The organism is Campylobacter sp. CN_NE2 (assembly GCF_027797465.1).
In the GTDB taxonomy this organism is placed as follows: Bacteria; Campylobacterota; Campylobacteria; order Campylobacterales; family Campylobacteraceae; genus Campylobacter_B.
Window position 1 is genome coordinate 450,275 of record NZ_CP115608.1, and the last position, 19,007, is coordinate 469,281.

A 19,007-nucleotide genomic window follows, 5' to 3' on the forward strand; every position below is an offset into this window, starting at 1 on the left:
GCTTTTGATTTCATTTTTCGTGCAAAATTTAGACTAAATCAAATCCAAATTTATACTTTCCAGCCTATCAAAGGCAGAAATTTGACGATTTTTTAGCTGGGAAATGTAGTTTAAATTTTTATCCGTCGTGGTTTGATTAGCCAAAACTAGGCTTTTGCAAGCCCTATTTATAAACGCGCCGTTGCCTAAAAAATCATTTTCAAACTCATAATAGTGCAAATTATTTAACAAAACCTTTTCAAAATCTTCAAATTTAGGGTAATAAAGCGAAAAAGTAGCGCTATCATCTTCGTAATCCAAAATCGATTTTGCGATTTTATTATCGATAAAATCTGCCGTCAAAACCACGGCGTTTGTGTAGTTTGTGGCGATTTTAATCATAATTTTTTCAAAAAATAGCTCTACTTTTCCCTTAAATTCAAAAAACGCCCTTTCATAATCTTTCAAAAACAGCTCATAAACTTCGCCTGCGATTTTATTTAAAGAAGAAATCTCTTCCATAGAAAAAATCTCATTTTGGCGTTCTAGGCTTTCAAATTTGCCCTTAAATAGCAAAATTTCGTTTTCAAAACTAGCATAAATTTCATCAAATTCGCTCAAAATTTGCTCCCCAAATTTAGCCAAACGATTTTTAAATTTTCTAAACAAATTTGCTAGGCGATCGTCGTTGTAAATGAGATTTGAAAGTGCGCCGTCTTTGTTAAAATACGGACTTTCGTAATCGATTTTTTCAAAATTTTCTTTTGAGATTAAGCCCTTTTTCTTACGAAAATATGAAGCTTGTTTTGAACTAATGTTTTCAACCATAATCTTGCTTATGAAATTCGACATTTCTTTAATCTCGGCATAAAATTTTGCAAATTCTTCTGCGTAAATTTGCGATTTTTGCGTGATTAAATTCTGCATTTTTTCATCATTTGTTTTGATAATATTTTCTAAAATTTCATAAATTTCAATCAAATATTTTCGTTCAAATTTAAGCGAATCCAAAATCAAATTTAGCTTATTTATCGCAAAATTTTTCCGTCTATTTTCAAGCGAATTTAAAAAGCCCTTAACTTCGCTAAAACCGCTATCTGGCTTATTTTTTCGCTCTTGGTGCGATGAAATCGGCACGATAGCACTAAAATGATTTCCGATTGTATTTTTGGCATACTCGCTTACTCTTTTTATCTCTTCGTCATTTAGCCTATCTTTTTGGCTCAAAACCGCAATCGAAGTATCTTTTAAAAACTCAGGCAGTAGCGATATTTCGCTAATCTCACTAGCTCTTGCGGCATTATCGATCAAACTTATCCACAAAACGCCAAAAACTTCGTCAAATATCGCCAAAGTTTCGTTTGTATCGGCATTTGAGCGAGAATTTAACCCCGGAGTATCGATAAATGAGATATTTTTTAAAATCTCATTTTTGCAGAAAATCGTAATATTTTTTATATCTTTTAAATCTTTTCTCTGATCGACAAAATTCGCTAGTGCCGATATTTCAAGCACTTCGTCCTGCCCGTTTGTGTGCGTTACGCTTAGCATTTCATTTGGAGCGTATTTTATAAGCGTTGGCTTTGCAGTTACCGGCACCACGCCTGTGGGCAAAATTTCACTACCTAAAAGCGTATTTAAAAATGTCGATTTACCGCTGCTAAACTGCCCTATTACGGCGATTTTAACGGCTTCGTGTTCGATTGCCGAAATCGAACTTAGAATTTCGATTAATTTTTTTGACGGGTGAAAGCTAGGATCTTTTAATTTCGCGCAAATTCTCTCGCATTCGCCCCAAAATCCGTCTTTGAAAACGGGATTGTATTTTTCTTTGTATTCGGCGATGAAATTCTTTAAAATCATGCTAAAATCCTTTGTTTTATGCTTAAAACTTCGTTTAATTTGATTTGCAAATTTTCTGCTTGACTAAGAGCGCTTTGTGCGTCTTTGCCTGAGATTTCTAACGCCGATTTAAGGTCAAATTCTTTTTGTTTTAAGCTATCTTCTTGGTTTTTGAAAATTTCTTTTACTTCATTTAAAAAACTTTGAGTGCAATCTTTTGCGATTTTAGCAAATTCATCGCTTAAATTTAGCCCACTTATAAATTCGCCAAAAAGCCCGTCTAGCTCGTTTGAAAGTGCGTTAAAATCGGAATTTGATTTTAGTGCATTTATGAGATTTGAATTCATTAAGCTAAAATCCGGCTTTTTAAAGTTTTCTTCCATAAATTTTTTGGTATCAAATTTAAAGTCAGAAATTCCGTAAAAACTCTCGCCAAGCATGGCTTTTAAATTCGCGCTATCTTTTGCGATTCGTTGCGAAAACGATCTAAAAATATCGGTAATACAATCATTTAAACCGCTTGTTGCGATGATTTTTAATCTATCAAAATCAGGTTTTATTTTTTTGTTTTTTGCATATCTTAAATCGCTTAAAATGCGATCTTTTATCACTATTTGAGCCGATTTTAACGCAGAAAAATCCAAACTTTTGCTATAATCAAGCTTTGAAATCGTATCGTTTAACGAAACGCTTAGTTGCTCTAAATTCGCCTTTAACGCAAGAATTTCTTTTGAAATTTGCTCCGATTTTGCGATGATTTCTTCTTTTCCGCTTAGCAAATTCGCCCTTTGCTCTTGCAAATTTGAAATCATCAAATCCGCCACAATCAAAATTTCTTTGCTAAATGAATCCAAAATCGCACCGGCTTTAATCGAATTTTCGCCAAAAAAGCTCTCATAAATGTGGTTTTTAAGCTCACTAATGCCCCTTTTACTAAGGCTATCGATACAAAAAAACGAAACATTTGAAATCAAATTTTCATCAAATTCATACTCGCTAAGCTCTTCTTGTATGCTTTTGCGAGTGTATTTTAGCGCATCGGTTAAATCCTTATCGCTAAGCAAATCAGCGTGAGTTAAAACGACCATCAGCGAGTTGTTTTTTGAGTTTTTTAGCGTATCGACGATGAAGCTCATATCCTTTTTTGTCGAGCTTTGCGAAGCGTTCATAAGGTGGATTATCGCATCGCTTTCATACATAAAATTTTTTGTTAGCTCTTCACGCAAAACCACCGTATCATCGAGACCCGGGGTATCGACAATGCTAATGTTATCTTTTAAAATGTCCGAATTTAGGCTCATTTCTATCATTTTTATATATTTTGAAATCTCATTTTTCGCCGAAGTGTAGTTTATAAGTTCGGAAATTTCGATATTTTTATCGCCAAATTCGGCTTTAAATTTAGCGATTTCATTTTTAAATTTATCGGAAAATCCCAAAATTTGCATTTCGTTTTCATCATAAAATTTGATCTTCGCCCCTGCTTTTTCGCCGTATTTAAGTAGCGTTAAATTCGCCGTTTCAGGTATGTTTGAAGTGCCAAGCACATTAAAATCCAAAAGCGCATTTAGCATACTTGATTTTCCTGCGTTTATCACGCCGGTAACCGAAACGGTAAAGTTGCTAGAATTTGCCCTTATTTTGGCATTTTGCAATCTATTTTTAAAATTTTCATCGATTTGCGAGAGTTTGTCGGCGCTTTCATTTAACAAATCAATCTTTTTATAAAAAGCAAATTCCGAATTTTCCACCGCCAAATTCGCAAAATCATCAGTTTTTAAACCATACAAAAACTCGCTAATCCTTGCAAATTCGCTCTCGCAAATGATATTTTCATTTTTTAAAATCTCCATATCGAGCAAAATCTCAAATTTGGAAATTTTAAGCTTCCTTATAGCATTTATAATGCCGATTTGCAGGGCTTGAACGCCGTAAATTCCCACTTCAAATCCAAGTGATTTTAAAATCTCTTTAAAAGCATTTAACGACTTAAACTTTTCAAAATTTTCGCAGTTTGCACCAAGCACGATAGCAGCGACACTCGGCTCAGTTTTAAAAAGCAAATTTTGATCGATATAAAGCCTATTTATCCCCCAAATTTTATCCAAAAAATTATCCATAAAATCTCCGATAAAAATAATCCAAATAGTCTAGCAAAAAGTTATTGAAAGTTAGATTTAAAAATGAGATTTCTTTTAAATTTAAGCAAAAACTCACAAAAGGCATGGCGATAAGCCGAGTTCTGTTGTAACGGCCATTTATCTAGACTTGATTTTGCAACCAAGTTCAAGCGAAGGGTAAAATATAAGACAAAACCACCCCTTCTTGCTGCGTGTCGGGTTTATAAGGCTATCTTTGTCGCCAAAGATACCGGTGAGCTCTTACCTCGCCGTTTCACCATCACCGAGCGAATTTCTTTCAAAAGATTTGAAATGCTTAAATTCCGTTGGTCTCGGCAGTTTGCTTTCTGTTACACTTTCCCTAAGGTTACCCTCGGCGTCCGTTAGACGCGACACTGTCTTATTGCAGCTCGGACTTTCCTCTTTTTCAAGCGACCGTTTGCCATGCCTTTTGTAAGCGTGATTGTAGCAGAAAAATATTATGAAAAGTTGAAGCGTAAAATTTTACATAAAATTATATGTAATTTGAATTATTTTCGAAAAAAAATATAATTTTTAGTTAATTTTTTGGTTTTTCTTGATTTTTTAAATTTATTAAAAATTACCTTTAATTCTTTGTTTAATCATTACGGTGGGCAAAGATACCACTCATTTTGTCTCCTTATTAAAAATGTTTTAAATCTTGTTTTTTAATCTCATAAATTGCTGAAATTTTTTGTATTGTATTGTCCAAATTTATCTTACTTTTTTGCCAAAAATACTCTTTTAATTCGCCATATTCTTTATCATCTGTGATTAAAAAATTTAAAAAGTTACCATTTTTATCTTTCAAAAAAAGCATATCGTAAAACCAGCTGGTATTTTTAGCTTTGTATTTCCAATGCACAAAAAATTGTGGCAATAAAAAACCAATAACGCAAATAGCAATTAAATATAAAATCACTAAAATCATAAATAAAACACCGTCTGTTAAAACTAGTATCGAAAAATAAAAAATAGCAAAAATTATTAGCATTTTGCTTCCATTTATGTCAAAGTTATTTTTAGGCAAGGCACTATCTAGTGTTTTATAAATTTTGTCGATATTTTCGATATTAATTTTTGCCACTAAAATATTATCTTTTCTCTTTTCAATAAAATTATTTTTTATGTAAATTTTAGTTCTAAAACTCATCTCTCTAAGTGTTTTAATATCAACTAAAATACTAGTATAAATCAAAAACATTTTCCTATCCATAGGAATATTTAAGCTTAAAACAAAAATTAAAAAAAGAGTAGATATGCAAATTTGAATAATTAGCATTTCGTGCAACTTGTCTTTTATTATTATCGGCTCTTTGTCATAATCTCTCAAATCTTTACTTTTAGAATTTTCTTTATTATTTAGAAGTTTATTTTCCACATTTAATCCTTTATATTTTTTGTCATTGCGGGAAGCGAAGCGATAAAGCAATCACCGATGTTAAATTATAAATTTGCTTTTTTGCAAATTCTTACTCTTGCTTACAATAACAAAATTTATATCTCACCCACTCCGTCGAAAATGTCGCAATGCAAAATCTCTTCAAGAACAACGGTGGCGTAAGAGCCTTTTGGCAGATAAAATTCCAAACAAACCTGCGCCTTGTTTTCATCGTAAGAAAATTTTGCATTTTCGATAAAACTCCACGCAAATCGCCGTCCGCCCGTCATTTTGTGTGCGAATTCATTGGCAACGCCAAAAATTTCATCTTCAAATTTTTTAGCGATTTCGCTTGAAACGATACCGCTTTTTCCGACCAAAAGCCCTGCACTTGTTATATCTCGTTTCAAAAATCGCTGCACTTCTGCGTCCAAATCTTCGCAAAGAAAAAATTTGCCGTGCGGAAAATGTCCCAAAACTTCGCCCTTTAAAAGCTTATAAAACTGCGGTTGCGAAGCGATTTGCTTAGCGCTTTCTTTGTCAAAACCATAAATTTTTGCTAGTTCGCTCAGGCTAAATTCTTTGGCGAATTTTGAAATCTCAACGCGTTTTTCAAGCCAAAGGTTAAAAAGTTTGCTTTGATACGCACTGATTAAAAAATCTCGCATTTTAGGGTTTTTCATAGACTTTTCTCCGCGCAGTATCGCCAAACCTAACTCAAAATTATCTCCAAATTTGCCAAATCTTTGATAACCAAAATAGTTTGCAAAGCCCTGATTTGCGATATTTTTAAAGGCATTTTTGATTTTTTGTGCTTCAACAGGAAGCACCTTTTTTAAACGGATAAAAAAATTATTTCCCTTTAAATGCCCAATTCTAAGCTTATTTTCATGGCGAGTTTGGCTTAAAATTTTAATCTTTTCGTGGCTAAAATTCGCTAAATTTGCTTCAAATTTCGCAGGAAAACAGATATATTGTATCGTCAAGCCCTCTTTATCTTTTAGCCCCGCATAGCCAAATTCACGCATTTTCACGCCTAAATGTTCGCTAAAAATTTGCAAGGCTTGGCTAGTTGTAAGATCTTTTTTTTGCACTAAAATCACGCACCACTCGCCGTTACCGCTAAATTCATAAAGCGGGACTTCACGCACGACAAAATCGGTCGAGTTTTTGCTAAAATGCGCATTTATCTTGGCGTGAGTGAGATAATACAAAAAATTTGGCATAGTGTTACCTTTGGTAAAAAATTTTGCGAATTTTAGTAAATTTGGGCTAAAAAACTTATTTATTAAGCCAAAATTTTGTAAAATGCGACTTTTTAAGGAGAAATTATGTTTGACTTGCGAGTTTTTAGATTTGAGCCAAAAATCGATATTTTAAGCTATTTTAAGCCATATTTTTACGAAAAACTAGATTTCAAAACTTTAAGAGATTTGCTTGATGATATTAAGGCAAATGACCCGTATTTCGACTTTTCGAAAGCGAAATTTGCAAAAGTTAATGATTTTGGCGTAAGTTTGGACGAAAATTTATCAAATTTGATAAATTTATTTGGAAAAGAGCTTGCTATTTCACCGCTTAGCGAAAGATTTTCGTATAAAGATTTGAATTTTCACGCCGATGAATTTAATGCAAAATTTGAAATCTTTAAAGAATTTGCAAATAGCGATGACAAGGCATTTTATGAAAGTTTAGTGGCGAATTTTTACTGCGATAAAATGGCTAAATTTAGTGAAAATTATATTGGAAATTCTGGCTTTATTTTTGCAAAATTTTTATGCGAAAAACACCCTGAGAAAAAGTCGCAAATTTGTGAAATCATAAAACCACAAATGGCGTATTTTACCCTTACGAAAGTGCTAAATTTGGCTAACGGAAGCGAAGCGTTTGAATATTTTTGCAAGGAATTAAATTATAAAAAGCCGGAAATCACGCCACTTTGCGACCTTGACGAGAATTTGAGTAAAAACAATTTTAAGCATAAATTTGATGAATTTAGCGTTGCAGTCTATGGCGATGAAAAAATAGAAAAAATCGCACAAAATTTAGGTGCTAAAATCATAAATTTCAAAGCAAAAGAGCTTAAATTTAACCCAGAAATTTACGAAATCGACAAAGAGTGTGCGCTTGGAATTTTAAGCGAGATTATTTTTGACGCTTATGATAGCGGGGCTGATTTTTTGCTTGTCGGTAGCCAAAAAGAATTTGAGCTATTTGACGGCAAAAACGGCGAAATTTGCAACTTTTTTGGGCGAAATTTGAGTGGATTTTATGTTTTAAAATGCGATGAATTTTTAGCCCTTGCCAAAGGCGAAAAACCTGCTAGTCTAGCCGAACACAAACTAAAAGTAAATTTGATTTAGCATTTTATTAATCTTGGCTTTTGTAAATTTATACAAAAGCCAAGAATTTAATTTTACGAAACAACCTTTATTTCGATATTTTCGCCGTTTGCGTCGATTTGGAGTTTATCGCCTGATTTGATTTCATCTTGTAAAATCATATCGGCGATTTTATCTTCGACTAGCTCGTAAAGCGCCCTGCGAAGCGGTCTAGCACCATACTCTGCATCAAATCCGACACTTGCGATAAATTTAGCCCCATTTTCACTCAAATTCGCTGTTATGCCCCTATTTTCGAGCGTTTTTTGCAAATTTGCAAACATAATTTTTACGATTTCTATCAAATTATCTTCGCCCAAAGGATTAAAAATCACAATGTCATCAAGGCGATTTAAAAATTCAGGCTTGAAATAGTTTTTAAGCTCCATTTTAACGGCATTTTCTCGCTCGTTTGCGTTTAAATTCATAATCTTATCAGAAGCGATATTGCTCGTTAAAATGATAATCGTATTTTTAAAATCCACCGTAACGCCCTTGTTATCGGTCGCCCTGCCGTCATCTAAAATTCCAAGCAAGATATTAAAAACATCTTTATGCGCCTTTTCGATTTCGTCGAAAAGTAGCACAGAATACGGCTTTCTACGCACCGCTTCGCTTAGCTGACCGCCTTCATCATACCCCACATATCCCGGAGGCGCACCAAGCAAACGCGAAACGCTGTGTTTTTCCATATATTCGCTCATATCGAAGCGAATCATCGCCTTTTCATCGTCAAACAAAAACTTCGCCAAAGTCTTTGCGCTCTCGGTTTTGCCAACGCCCGTTGGTCCTAAAAACAAAAAGCTTCCTATCGGGCGATTTTCGTTTATAAGACCAGCTTTGTTGCGCTTAACAGCCCTTGCTATGGCGTGAAGTGCCGCGTCTTGCCCTATTACGGACTTTTTTAAATGCTCTTCGATATGCAAATACTTCTCTTTTTCGCTCGATAACATTTTTTGCACCGAAATTCCCGTCCATTTGCTTAAAATTTCAGCCACGGCGTCTTCATCGACACGATTTTTTAGCAAAACGCCGTTTTCCTTCATATTTTCCCATTTTTCTTCTAGCTCTTTTACCTTTGCCTGAGTTTCGGGGATTTTGCCGTATTCGATTTCGGCGGCTTTGCTTAAATCGCCCTTGCTTTTTGCCAAATTTGCTTCATTTTTAAGGCTATCGATTTGCTTTTTTGCTTCGCTAATGCCGTTAAATACGGACTTTTCGTTTTCAAATTTGGCTTCAAGTGAGCTTTGTTTTTCTTTTAAATTTGCAATCTCTTTTTCGATTTCACTAAGTCTTGCTTCGTTTTTCTCGTCATTTTCAAGCTTCAAGGCTTCTTTTTCAACGCCAAGTGCGATTATATCGCGTTTTACTTTTGAAAGTGCCGCAGGTTCGCTCTCTATTTGCATTTTTAGTTCGGCAGCGGCTTCGTCGATCAAATCAATCGCCTTATCAGGCAAAAACCTACCGCTGATATAGCGATGACTTAGCTTCGCCGCCGCAACTAACGCACTATCGGTAATGGTTACATTGTGATGGACTTCAAGGCGTTCTTTTATACCACGCAAAATTCCGATAGCTTCATTTACGCTTGGCTCATCGACATTTACGGGCTGAAAACGGCGTTGCAAGGCGGCGTCTTTTTCAAAATATTTGCGATACTCTTTAAGCGTGGTTGCACCTATGGCGTGAAGTTCGCCACGCGCAAGAGCCGGTTTTAAGATATTTGCAGCGTCCATACTACCTTCACTGGCTCCTGCCCCCACGATCGTATGAATTTCATCGATAAATAAAATCACATTTTCACTTTTGATAACTTCGTCAATGACGGCTTTTAATCTATCTTCAAATTCTCCACGATACTTCGCACCTGCGATTAATGCACTCATATCAAGCGCGATAACTCGCTTGTTTTGTAGGCTCAAAGGAACTTCTTTTTTGGCGATGAGCTGAGCCAAGCCTTCGACAATAGCCGTTTTTCCGACACCCGGTTCGCCAAGTAAAATAGGATTATTTTTTGTTTTTCGGATTAAAATTTGCATAACGCGTGTTATAACTTCGTCCCTACCGATGACCGGATCTAGTTTGCCCTGCATGGCTTTTTGTGTTAAATCTGTGCCAAATTTGCTTAGGCTTTCTAGCGTTTCATCGGCAGTTTGCGAATTTATATTTTTCCCACCACGAAGCGCTTCAAGCTCTTTTTTAAATTCGCTAATGTCGCAAAATTTCGCCAAAATTTCGCCAAATTCGCTACTTAAATTCGCCAAAATCCAAGTATCAACAGCGATAAAACTATCGCCCAAACTTTTCATTAAACCTTTTGAATTTTCTAACGAATTTATCACACCTTGCGAAATTTTTATATTTTCTTTACTTACATTTGAACTAGTCGGCAAATTTGATATTTTGCTCTTAAATTCGAGCTCCACGGCAGATTTATTGATACCAAATTTGTTTAAAATTTGATTAACCACCGAGCTGGTGTCCGTAACCAAACCCCAAAAAATATGCAAATTTGTTACTTCTATATTTTTTGAGTGAATAGCCAAAGACACGCCACTATCGATAGCAGAGCGCATTTTGTCAGTTAAAATTTCGAATATTTCTTTCATAGTTTTCTCCTTAACTTTATATTTGTCGTATTATATACTTTTAGTCGAGTAATGTCAAGTTTATTAAATAATATTTTTTAATTTTAGTATATATTTAAGACAAATTTAAGTAAATAAGATTAAATTTACTTTAAATTTGCTTTTTATTTGTAAAAATTTATATTCTATTTGTTTTTAAGTAACTTTTTATAAAAAATTTAGCACAATTCCTGCGAAACAAATTTTTTGAAAAGGAGAGCCAATGAAAAAAGCTATTTTTGCTTTGGTTGCATTAATCGGCGCTTGGGCTTTTGGTGTTTTAGCACTAAACCAAGGCGAAACAATTAGCGCAACTTGGCTAGTTGTAGCCGCTGCGTGTATCTACACAATCGGCTATCAGTTTTACGGTCGTTTTATTGCTACAAAAGTTTTAGAACTTGACGACAATAGAGCAACACCTGCTTATATTCACAATGACGGAAAGGATTATAGTCCTACAAATGAATATGTTCTATTTGGACACCATTTCGCAGCTATTGCCGGTGCGGGTCCGCTTGTAGGTCCTGTTTTGGCAGCTCAAATGGGTTACTTGCCGGGTATGCTATGGTTACTAGTTGGTGTTGTTTTAGCAGGTGCTGTGCATGACTTTATCGTGCTTGTTATTTCTATGCGACATGACGGAAAGAGCCTTGGCGAAATCATCAAAATGGAAATGGGAACCGTAACTGGCGGTATCGCTATGGTCGGTATCTTATTTATCATGGTTATTATCGTTGCGATTTTGGCAATGGTTGTTGTTAATGCTCTTGCAGATTCACCTTGGGGGCTATTTACGGTTGCTATGACTATTCCTATTGCGATTTTAATGGGAATTTGGATGAGATTTATCAGACCTGGTAAAGTTGTAGAGGCTTCTATTGCAGGTTTTATCCTACTAATGATTGCACTTTGGGCAGGTCATTTGGTTGTTGCTGATCCATTCTGGAAAGATGTATTTACACTAAGTAAAACTCAACTTGCAGTTGCAACTATGATTTATGGCTTTATCGCAGCTATTTTACCTGTTTGGTTATTACTTGCTCCACGCGACTACCTAAGCACATTTTTGAAACTTGGCGTTATTTTCGCTATGGCTTTGGCCATTATTATTGCTATGCCTAGTATTCAAATGCCAGCACTTACAAAATATACTGACGGAACAGGTCCTGTTTTTGCAGGTTCAATATTCCCGTTTTTATTTGTAACTATTGCGTGCGGTGCGATTAGCGGTTTCCATGCACTTGTTTCAAGTGGTACAACACCAAAAATGGTTATGAAAGAAAAACAAACGCTATTTATCGGATACGGCTCTATGCTTATGGAAAGCTTAGTTGGTATGATGGCATTAGTTTCTGCTATTATCCTAACTCCGGGCGAGTATTTTTCTATCAACATGGGTGGCCTTGGAAAAGATGTTGTCGTGGCTGCTGAAAAAGTTAATGCTGTTATTGCAGATTTAGGATTTAAAATCACACCAGAAGAGCTAACAAATTTAGCTAAGAGTATCGGCGAAGATACGATGTTATCACGAACAGGTGGTGCTCCTACATTTGCACTTGGTGTTACTATGCTATTCCACAAAATCATCGGTGGAACAGAGATGATGCCATTTTGGTATCACTTTGCAATTCTTTTTGAAGCATTATTTATCTTAACGGCTGTTGATGCAGGAACTCGTGTAGGTAGATTTATGATTCAAGATGTTATCGGTAATGTCTATAAGCCGTTTGCGAACACTAGAAGCTATACTTATGGCATAATTGCTACTTTCCTATGCGTTAGCGGTTGGGGATATTTGCTATATGCCGGTGTAACTGACCCAATGGGCGGTATTTATACTCTATGGCCACTATTTGGTGCATCTAACCAAATGTTAGCTTGCATGGCGCTAATGCTTGCAACTGTTATACTATTTAAAAAAGGAAAAGCAAGATATACTTGGGTTACAATTGTTCCGCTTGTTTGGGTTGGCGTAACTACTATGAGTGCCGCTATCCAAAAAATGCTTCCTGCAAACGGTGAAAGAATTCATGACGCAGTTAGCCATGTAGCAACAGCTCAAAATTGGAGTGCAAAACTTCCAAGCTTAACCGATCCTGCTGCGATTGCAAAAGCAGAAGCAATTATTAGAAACAATGTTGTCGATGCTGTTCTTTGTGCGTTGTTTATTTTTGTTGTTATCGTTATGGTAGTTCAAACTATTAGAATTTGCTCAAAAGTTGCAAGCGGCGACAAAGATAGCTATCCGTTAGCTGAAAGCCCTATTAGAAAGGCTAGCGATTATGTTGTGGCTGAGTAAAATTAAAAACGCTTACGATAAAATTGACGATGCGGTAGCTCCTATTATAGGGCTACCAAGTTATGAGAAATATTTGAAGCATTTTAAAACTCATCACCCAGATCAAACACCTATGAGTAGAGCGGAATTTTTCCGCCAAGCTCAGGATAAAAAGGGCAAACAAGTTAGGTGTTGCTAAGTTTCTAACTTAAACCAAAGTCCCTTACAATCAAATTTGTAAGGGATTTTTTAAATTTAATCAATTTAATTTTCAAATTTTTACCTTTTTTTTAGCCAAAATTTAATAAAATTCAGCCTATTTTATTTATAAGGCGAACTAATTTTGAAAACAAATAGAGTATTTTTTACAATCGGTATGTGTTTAACATTTTGTGCGGGGCTTTTTTTTAGCGGAGAGCTTCAAGCTGCCGATACGAAAAAAAAGGAAGTTAGCGAAAAATCGCGTTTAGAAGCACTAGCAAAACTTACAAAAACTTTGGCGATAATCGAAAATAACTATGTCGAAGAGTTAAGTTTTACCGAAATCGTGGATAAAACAATCGCAGGACTTATGGGAAATTTAGATGCTCATTCAAGTTTTATGGACGAAAAGTCTTTTAATGATACGAAAGTGCAAACTCAGGGCGAATTTGGCGGACTTGGAATACAAGTTGGTATGAAAGACGGAGCTTTAACGGTTATTGCTCCGATCGAAGGTACGCCTGCCGATAAAAAAGGGATAAAAGCAAATGATGTTATTTTGCGAATCGACGGAAATGCTACATTTGGCATAACTATCGACGAAGCAGTTTCCAAAATGCGCGGAAAACCAAAAACTCCGATTACGCTTACGATTGTCCGTAAAGGCGAAAGCAAACCTTTTGATGTCGAAATCGTGCGTGATATTATAAAAGTCGAGTCTGCCTATGCAAAAATGATTGAAGATGAAAATATTTTATATCTAAGAATTACAAATTTTGACCAACACATAACTGCCGATGCGGCTAAATTTATAAAAGAACAGCCAAATGCAAAAGGCATTATTTTGGATTTGCGAAATAATCCAGGCGGACTTTTAGATCAGGCTATCGGGCTAGTAAATTTATTTGTTGATAAAGGTTTAATCGTATCTCAAAAAGGTAGAAGCGACGCAAAAGAAGAACGCCACGAGGCAGATCCAAAGAAAAAAGTTACAGATTTACCGCTTGTAGTGCTAGTAAATGGCGGAAGCGCAAGTGCTAGTGAAATCGTAAGCGGTTCGCTTCAAGATCTAAAACGAGCCGTCGTCGTCGGCGAAAATACTTTCGGAAAAGGTAGCGTTCAAGTAATTTTACCGATAGAAAATAAAGAAGCTTTGCGTCTTACTATCGCAAGGTATTATCTTTCAAGCGGTAGAACTATCCAAGCTGTCGGCGTTACGCCAGATCTCATAGTTTATCCAGGCAAAGTGCCGGTAGTAGGCGAAGATAATTTTTCTATCAAAGAAGCTGATTTGAAAAAACATTTAGAGAGCGAGTTAGCCAAAATCGAGCCTAAAAAAGAAGAAGGCAGTGAAACAAAAGAAAAAGATAACAAAAAAATAATTACAAAAGCTCAAATCAACGATGATATTCAGTTAAAAACAGCAATAGATACGCTTAAAGTTTTAAATATAAAAAAATAGGAGAATTTTATGGCAACTAAAAAAGAGATGATTTACGAAGGAAAAGGCAAAAAAATGTGGAGCGTAAGCGAAGATGAAAATTTGCTTATCTCTGAGTATAAAGATTCACTAACTGCATTTAACGGCGTTAAAAAAGCAGAAGAAAGCGGAAAAGGTGCGCTAAACTGCAAAATTTCAACTCAAATTTTTCATTTATTAGAGGAAAACGGCATTAAAACTGCATTAGTTGAAACACTAAACGATACCGAACAACTCGTTAAAAAATGCAAAATTTTCCCACTTGAAATAATCGCACGAAATATCGCCACAGGCTCACTTACAAAACGACTTGGCATTACTGATGGCACTGAGCTACCTTTTACTTTGGTTGAATTTTGTTATAAAGATGACGATTTAGGCGATCCACTGATAAATGACGAACACGCTATTATTTTAGGTGCAGTTTCTAGCCAAAGCGAAATCGATGAGCTAAAAGCAATCGCTAGAAAAATCAACGAAATTTTATTTAAATTCTTTGCCGAAAAAGGGCTAAAACTAGTTGATTTTAAAATCGAGCTCGGACTTGACAAAGACGGAAATATCCTACTAGCCGATGAAATCAGCCCTGATAGCTGTCGTTTTTGGGACGCAAAAACAAATCAAAAACTTGATAAAGATGTATTTAGACAAAATTTAGGCAATGTAAAAGTTGCTTATGAAGAAGTTTTAAGACGAATTTTAAATTAAGGAAAAATATGAAAGTTGTAGTAAATGTAAAATTAAAACCGGGCGTACTTGATCCGCAAGGAAAAGCCGTCAAACACGCTCTTGCTTCACTTGGATTTAAAGGTGTAGGCGATGTTAGAATCGGCAAACAAATCGTTTTAGAAATCGAAGAAAGCGATAAAGAAAAAGCTAGAAAAATCGCAACCGATATGTGTGATGAAATTCTAGCAAACACAGTTATTGAAGATTACGAGATAGTTCTATGAAAGTTGCAATCATAAATTTTCCCGGCACAAACTGCGAACGGGACACAAAATACGCTTTTGATTTGCTTGGTGCAAATTCGCAAATCATTTGGCATAAAGAAACTAGCATAAATGCTGATTTAGTCGTGCTTCCGGGCGGTTTTAGCCATGGAGATTATCTTAGGACGGCCGCGATTGCTAAATTTAGCCCTATTATGAATGCTGTTGTAGAACATGCCAAAAAAGGCGGTTATATTTTAGGAATTTGCAACGGATTTCAAATGCTTTTAGAGCTTAAACTTCTAAGCGGAGCGATGAATAGAAACATAAATTTGAGTTTTATCTCGAAATATCATCATTTAAAAGTGATTTCAAACGACAATAAATTTCTTTCAAATTGCAAAAAAGATGAAATTTTAAATATTCCTATCGCGCACGGCGAGGGCAACTACTATGTCGATGATAAAACACTTAAATCAATGTATGAAAACGATCAAATTCTGCTTAAATACTGCGATGAAAACGGCGAGATTTCAAATCCAAATGGTTCAGTTGATGCCGTAGCAGGAATTTGCGATAAAAACAAAAAAATATTTGGTCTTATGCCACACCCTGAACGCGCTATCGAAAAGATTTTAGGTGGCGATGACGGCGCAAAAATGTTAAAAGGTTTGATTTGGTAAGAGTTCTTTTTGTGCTTTTTGCACTTTTTGGTTTTAGTTTTGGAAATGACGATATAAACATAAATTCGCTCGAAGATTTGTCTAAATTTGCACCGCAAAAAGAGACTGATGTTAAAAAATCCAATAAGCGAATTCCTATAACTTTTAGTTCAAAAGAAATCGAAAAAAAAGATAGTTTTAGCCTTGATGATTTGGATATGTTAGCGCCTACAAATGAAAGCGAACTAGATCGCACTGGCGATGTCTATCAAAGTGTAAAAATAACAAAATTAACGCTAAAAGCTGAAAATGCACCAAAAAAAGTCTATGTTAATCAAATTTTTAAAATTGATTTCATCGTTTATTTGGGACAAAAAGTCAGCGTAACGCCAAATTTACAAATCGATAAAACAGAAAGCTTAAAATGGCTAAATGCAGAAAATCTTACTTGGATAAACGGCGAAGATATGTTAGAAGCCACACTTTGGTTTGAAGCAAATGATAAAAACGCTAAAATAAACGATATGACGCTTGTGCTAAATCGAAACGGCGAGTTTTTTCAAGAAGCCAGTATCAAACCACAATCACCAGAATTTATCGATATAGCAAAAAAAGATAATTACGCAAATATCGCAGCAGACGAACTTAAAGTCAAAGACTATAAAACTACAAAATTTGATGATAATTCAAATTTACTAACGCTAAATTTGAGCGTAAAAAACGCAAATTTAAGCTCATTTCATTTAGAAAATCCAAGCATTTTAAAACAAGGTGTAGATAGCATTCGCGGAAATTACGCAAATCAAAACGGTTATTATTTCGCCGTTTTTGATAATAATATTACTAAATTTGATTTTAGTTATTTTAATTTGCAAACCAAAAAAATGGAGAATTTTTCAGTTGATGCAAGAGCAATAACCGAAGATCTTAGCACTCAAATCGGACTAAATCCAAAAGAGAGCAAATTTAAAATTTACAAAGATATTGCCATTTATAGCCTTGCTGCACTACTTGTGGTAATGTTTATAGCTAGTAAAAATATCACGCCACTTATATTTGCAGGACTTGTTTTGGCTGTGAATTTTTATTTCCAAAAACCAGAAGGCAACGGAGTTTTAAATGAAAAAACGGCAGTTAAAATTTTGCCGATTGCGAATTCAACGATTTTTTATGTAACGCAAAAAAGCGAAAATGCCGAAATTTTAGACGCAAACAACGAATATTACAAAATTTTATTAGAAAACGGAAAGATCGGCTGGGTGGAAAAAAATGATATTAGGAAAAATTAGAGCGCTCATTTATGCGGCTATTTTCATCGGCACAGTCGCAGTTGTAGTGCTATTAATGGCTCTGTTTAACAAATTTCACCACAAATTTAGACGCGCTTGGGCTAAATTTCAACGCTTTTGCATAGGATATAAAATCGAGCAAATCGGCGAATTTAGTGACGAAGCAGATATGATAATCCTAAATCATCAAAGCATACTTGATATTATCGCACTTGAAGAAACGCACCCTGCAAATTTATGCTGGATAGCCAAAAAAGAAATCGGAGAAATACCAATAATAGGCAAAATTTTATCGCTCCCAAAAATGATAGCAGTCGATAGAAACAATCCACGCGATCTCGTTCGAATAGTCAGAGAAGCCGAAGATCGCCTAAACGAAGGACGCGTTATAGCGATGTTTCCGGAAGGCACTAGACGCAAAGGCGATAAACTTTTAGAATTTCAAAAAGGTGCAAAAATCATCGCCGAAAAGCTAAATTTAAAGGTTCAACCTATCGTGTTAGTCGGCACAAAAGAGATTATGAATTCGCACGATTTCACGCTAAAAAGTGGTTTAGTTAAAATCATCTGCCTTGATTTAATCGATTTAAATGACAAAAACTGGCTTGAAAATGCACGAACAAAAATGCAAGAAATATTAGACAAATACAATAACGAAAAATAAATTTATTCTGTCAAATCTTTTATCTTTTCATAATACGACATAAGGTCGAATTCTTTTGCTTTTTGCTCGAATTTGGCGCAGTATTCGTCAAAATTTTGTGGCGTCAAAAGTCCTATGCCATCGCGCAAATATTCAAGCATTAAAGAGTTAAATTTATGCGAATAGTGCGTTAAATCTTTGTAGTTTGCGATATTATCAGGATAGTCGGTATCGCCCCAAGCGTAAATTTTTAGATTTTTGTAAATTTGGCTTTGCTCAACCAAATAACGCAAAACTTCTTTTGTAACCAAAAAATCTCGCTTTTTAGTGTGAAATTCTATGGCATTATGTATGCGAGAATACGGCGGAAGAAAAACCAAAAATTCGGTGTCAGGCTTGTTTTTGACAAATTTTAAAAGATAATCATCGATATATTTTTTTGAATTTAAAATTTGCGTTTGTAAATTTTCTAAACTTTGATTTTCGCCGCTTTTCATGTTTGATACGGCATTTTTTATATCTTTGAAATTATCCTTTATGTGCCAATGATCTTTATTTTTAATCCAATTTTCAAAACCACCAAATCTAACGCTATCAGACTCGTTTTTAAACCAAGCATTTGGTCTATCAAAGTCGCTGTTTTGGCACTGATATTTTTTTCCCAGTTTAAAAATTTTCTTTAACAATTTATCGCTAAAATAGACCTTTATATCATTAAAAATATCTTCATCATACAAAAAATTAAATTCACTAAGAGTATAATATTCTTGTCCTTTGTCCTGATTTAAAAACTTAATTGTGTCAAGTGAATAAATAATTTTTTTAAAATTTTTATGCCTAAATGCAAAATCCAAAATCAACGCTCTTTCATAAAAATCACTTCCTGAAAGCGATAAATTCATAAATTTCCCGCCCAAATTTGCGTTTGCTTCTGCGGCGGAACTGTTTTCTAACATAGAAGTACCAAAAATCAAGCTATCAAAATCATGATGCTTGATTAGCCCTGCTGCACTTAGTCTCATGCTACTCCAAATTTCGTTTTTGCAAGAATATGGCTTGTGATACAAACGGAGTGGGTCTCTATACCAAATCACGAATAAAAATGCAAAAATCATAAAAAACGAAAAACCAAAAAATATAAAAACAAATTTTTTACTTTGCATTTTTTATC

General features: G+C 34.9%; 15 protein-coding genes and 1 other RNA gene. 9 read left to right on the top strand and 7 right to left on the bottom strand.

Annotated features, from left to right (window positions below; translation table 11 throughout):
- Window positions 1-33: 33 nt before the first annotated feature.
- The 5 genes from PF028_RS02240 to truD all read right to left on the bottom strand — a co-directional run bounded on the left by PF028_RS02240 (window position 34) and on the right by truD (window position 6,569).
- On the bottom strand, window positions 34-1,842 hold the full coding sequence (locus PF028_RS02240) for a dynamin family protein (protein ID WP_270861340.1): 1,809 nt from the start codon (window positions 1,840-1,842) through the stop codon (window positions 34-36).
- On the bottom strand, window positions 1,839-3,941 hold the full coding sequence (locus PF028_RS02245) for a dynamin family protein (protein ID WP_270861341.1): 2,103 nt from the start codon (window positions 3,939-3,941) through the stop codon (window positions 1,839-1,841). The genes PF028_RS02240 and PF028_RS02245 overlap by 4 nt, the downstream gene beginning before the upstream one ends.
- 95 nt (window positions 3,942-4,036) lie before the next feature.
- Window positions 4,037-4,392: RNase P RNA component class A (rnpB, locus tag PF028_RS02250), an RNA gene on the bottom strand.
- A 213-nt stretch (window positions 4,393-4,605) separates the two neighbouring features.
- Window positions 4,606-5,343: a hypothetical protein gene (locus tag PF028_RS02255; protein ID WP_270861342.1), complete on the bottom strand. Its 738-nt coding sequence runs from the start codon at window positions 5,341-5,343 to the stop codon at window positions 4,606-4,608.
- A 116-nt stretch (window positions 5,344-5,459) separates the two neighbouring features.
- Window positions 5,460-6,569, bottom strand: coding sequence for a tRNA pseudouridine(13) synthase TruD (truD, locus tag PF028_RS02260; RefSeq protein WP_270861343.1), 1,110 nt, complete (start codon window positions 6,567-6,569; stop codon window positions 5,460-5,462).
- Between the two features lie 105 nt (window positions 6,570-6,674).
- On the opposite strand from truD, the gene PF028_RS02265 reads away from it, so the two are divergent.
- Window positions 6,675-7,706: a hypothetical protein gene (locus tag PF028_RS02265; protein WP_270861344.1), complete on the top strand. Its 1,032-nt coding sequence runs from the start codon at window positions 6,675-6,677 to the stop codon at window positions 7,704-7,706.
- A 53-nt stretch (window positions 7,707-7,759) separates the two neighbouring features.
- On the opposite strand, the gene PF028_RS02270 is transcribed toward PF028_RS02265, so the two are convergent.
- Window positions 7,760-10,333: an ATP-dependent Clp protease ATP-binding subunit gene (locus PF028_RS02270; RefSeq protein WP_270861345.1), complete on the bottom strand. Its 2,574-nt coding sequence runs from the start codon at window positions 10,331-10,333 to the stop codon at window positions 7,760-7,762.
- A 241-nt stretch (window positions 10,334-10,574) separates the two neighbouring features.
- On the opposite strand from PF028_RS02270, the gene PF028_RS02275 reads away from it, so the two are divergent.
- The 8 genes from PF028_RS02275 to PF028_RS02310 all read left to right on the top strand — a co-directional run bounded on the left by PF028_RS02275 (window position 10,575) and on the right by PF028_RS02310 (window position 17,857).
- Window positions 10,575-12,650 carry a carbon starvation CstA family protein gene (locus tag PF028_RS02275; protein WP_270861346.1) on the top strand — a complete coding sequence of 692 codons (2,076 nt, stop codon included), beginning with the start codon at window positions 10,575-10,577 and terminating at the stop codon, window positions 12,648-12,650.
- A complete protein-coding gene (locus tag PF028_RS02280) occupies window positions 12,634-12,828 on the top strand; it encodes a YbdD/YjiX family protein (RefSeq protein ID WP_270861347.1) in 195 nt (64 codons plus the stop codon). The genes PF028_RS02275 and PF028_RS02280 overlap by 17 nt, the downstream gene beginning before the upstream one ends.
- Before the next feature lie 177 nt (window positions 12,829-13,005).
- Window positions 13,006-14,292: a S41 family peptidase gene (locus PF028_RS02285; RefSeq protein WP_270861361.1), complete on the top strand. Its 1,287-nt coding sequence runs from the start codon at window positions 13,006-13,008 to the stop codon at window positions 14,290-14,292.
- A gap of 9 nt (window positions 14,293-14,301) precedes the next feature.
- Window positions 14,302-15,018: a phosphoribosylaminoimidazolesuccinocarboxamide synthase gene (purC, locus tag PF028_RS02290; RefSeq protein ID WP_270861348.1), complete on the top strand. Its 717-nt coding sequence runs from the start codon at window positions 14,302-14,304 to the stop codon at window positions 15,016-15,018.
- Between the two features lie 8 nt (window positions 15,019-15,026).
- Entirely contained in the window at window positions 15,027-15,263 is a 237-nt protein-coding gene (gene purS / locus PF028_RS02295) for a phosphoribosylformylglycinamidine synthase subunit PurS (RefSeq protein WP_270861349.1), read from the top strand.
- Entirely contained in the window at window positions 15,260-15,925 is a 666-nt protein-coding gene (gene purQ / locus PF028_RS02300; RefSeq protein WP_270861350.1) for a phosphoribosylformylglycinamidine synthase I, read from the top strand. The genes purS and purQ overlap by 4 nt, the downstream gene beginning before the upstream one ends.
- On the top strand, window positions 15,919-17,193 hold the full coding sequence (locus PF028_RS02305; RefSeq protein ID WP_270861351.1) for a hypothetical protein: 1,275 nt from the start codon (window positions 15,919-15,921) through the stop codon (window positions 17,191-17,193). Before purQ ends, PF028_RS02305 begins: the two co-directional genes overlap by 7 nt.
- Window positions 17,174-17,857: a lysophospholipid acyltransferase family protein gene (locus PF028_RS02310; RefSeq protein ID WP_270861352.1), complete on the top strand. Its 684-nt coding sequence runs from the start codon at window positions 17,174-17,176 to the stop codon at window positions 17,855-17,857. The genes PF028_RS02305 and PF028_RS02310 overlap by 20 nt, the downstream gene beginning before the upstream one ends.
- A 2-nt stretch (window positions 17,858-17,859) precedes the next feature.
- On the opposite strand, the gene PF028_RS02315 is transcribed toward PF028_RS02310, so the two are convergent.
- Entirely contained in the window at window positions 17,860-18,999 is a 1,140-nt protein-coding gene (locus PF028_RS02315; RefSeq protein WP_270861353.1) for a hypothetical protein, read from the bottom strand.
- Between the last annotated feature and the right edge of the window lie 8 nt (window positions 19,000-19,007).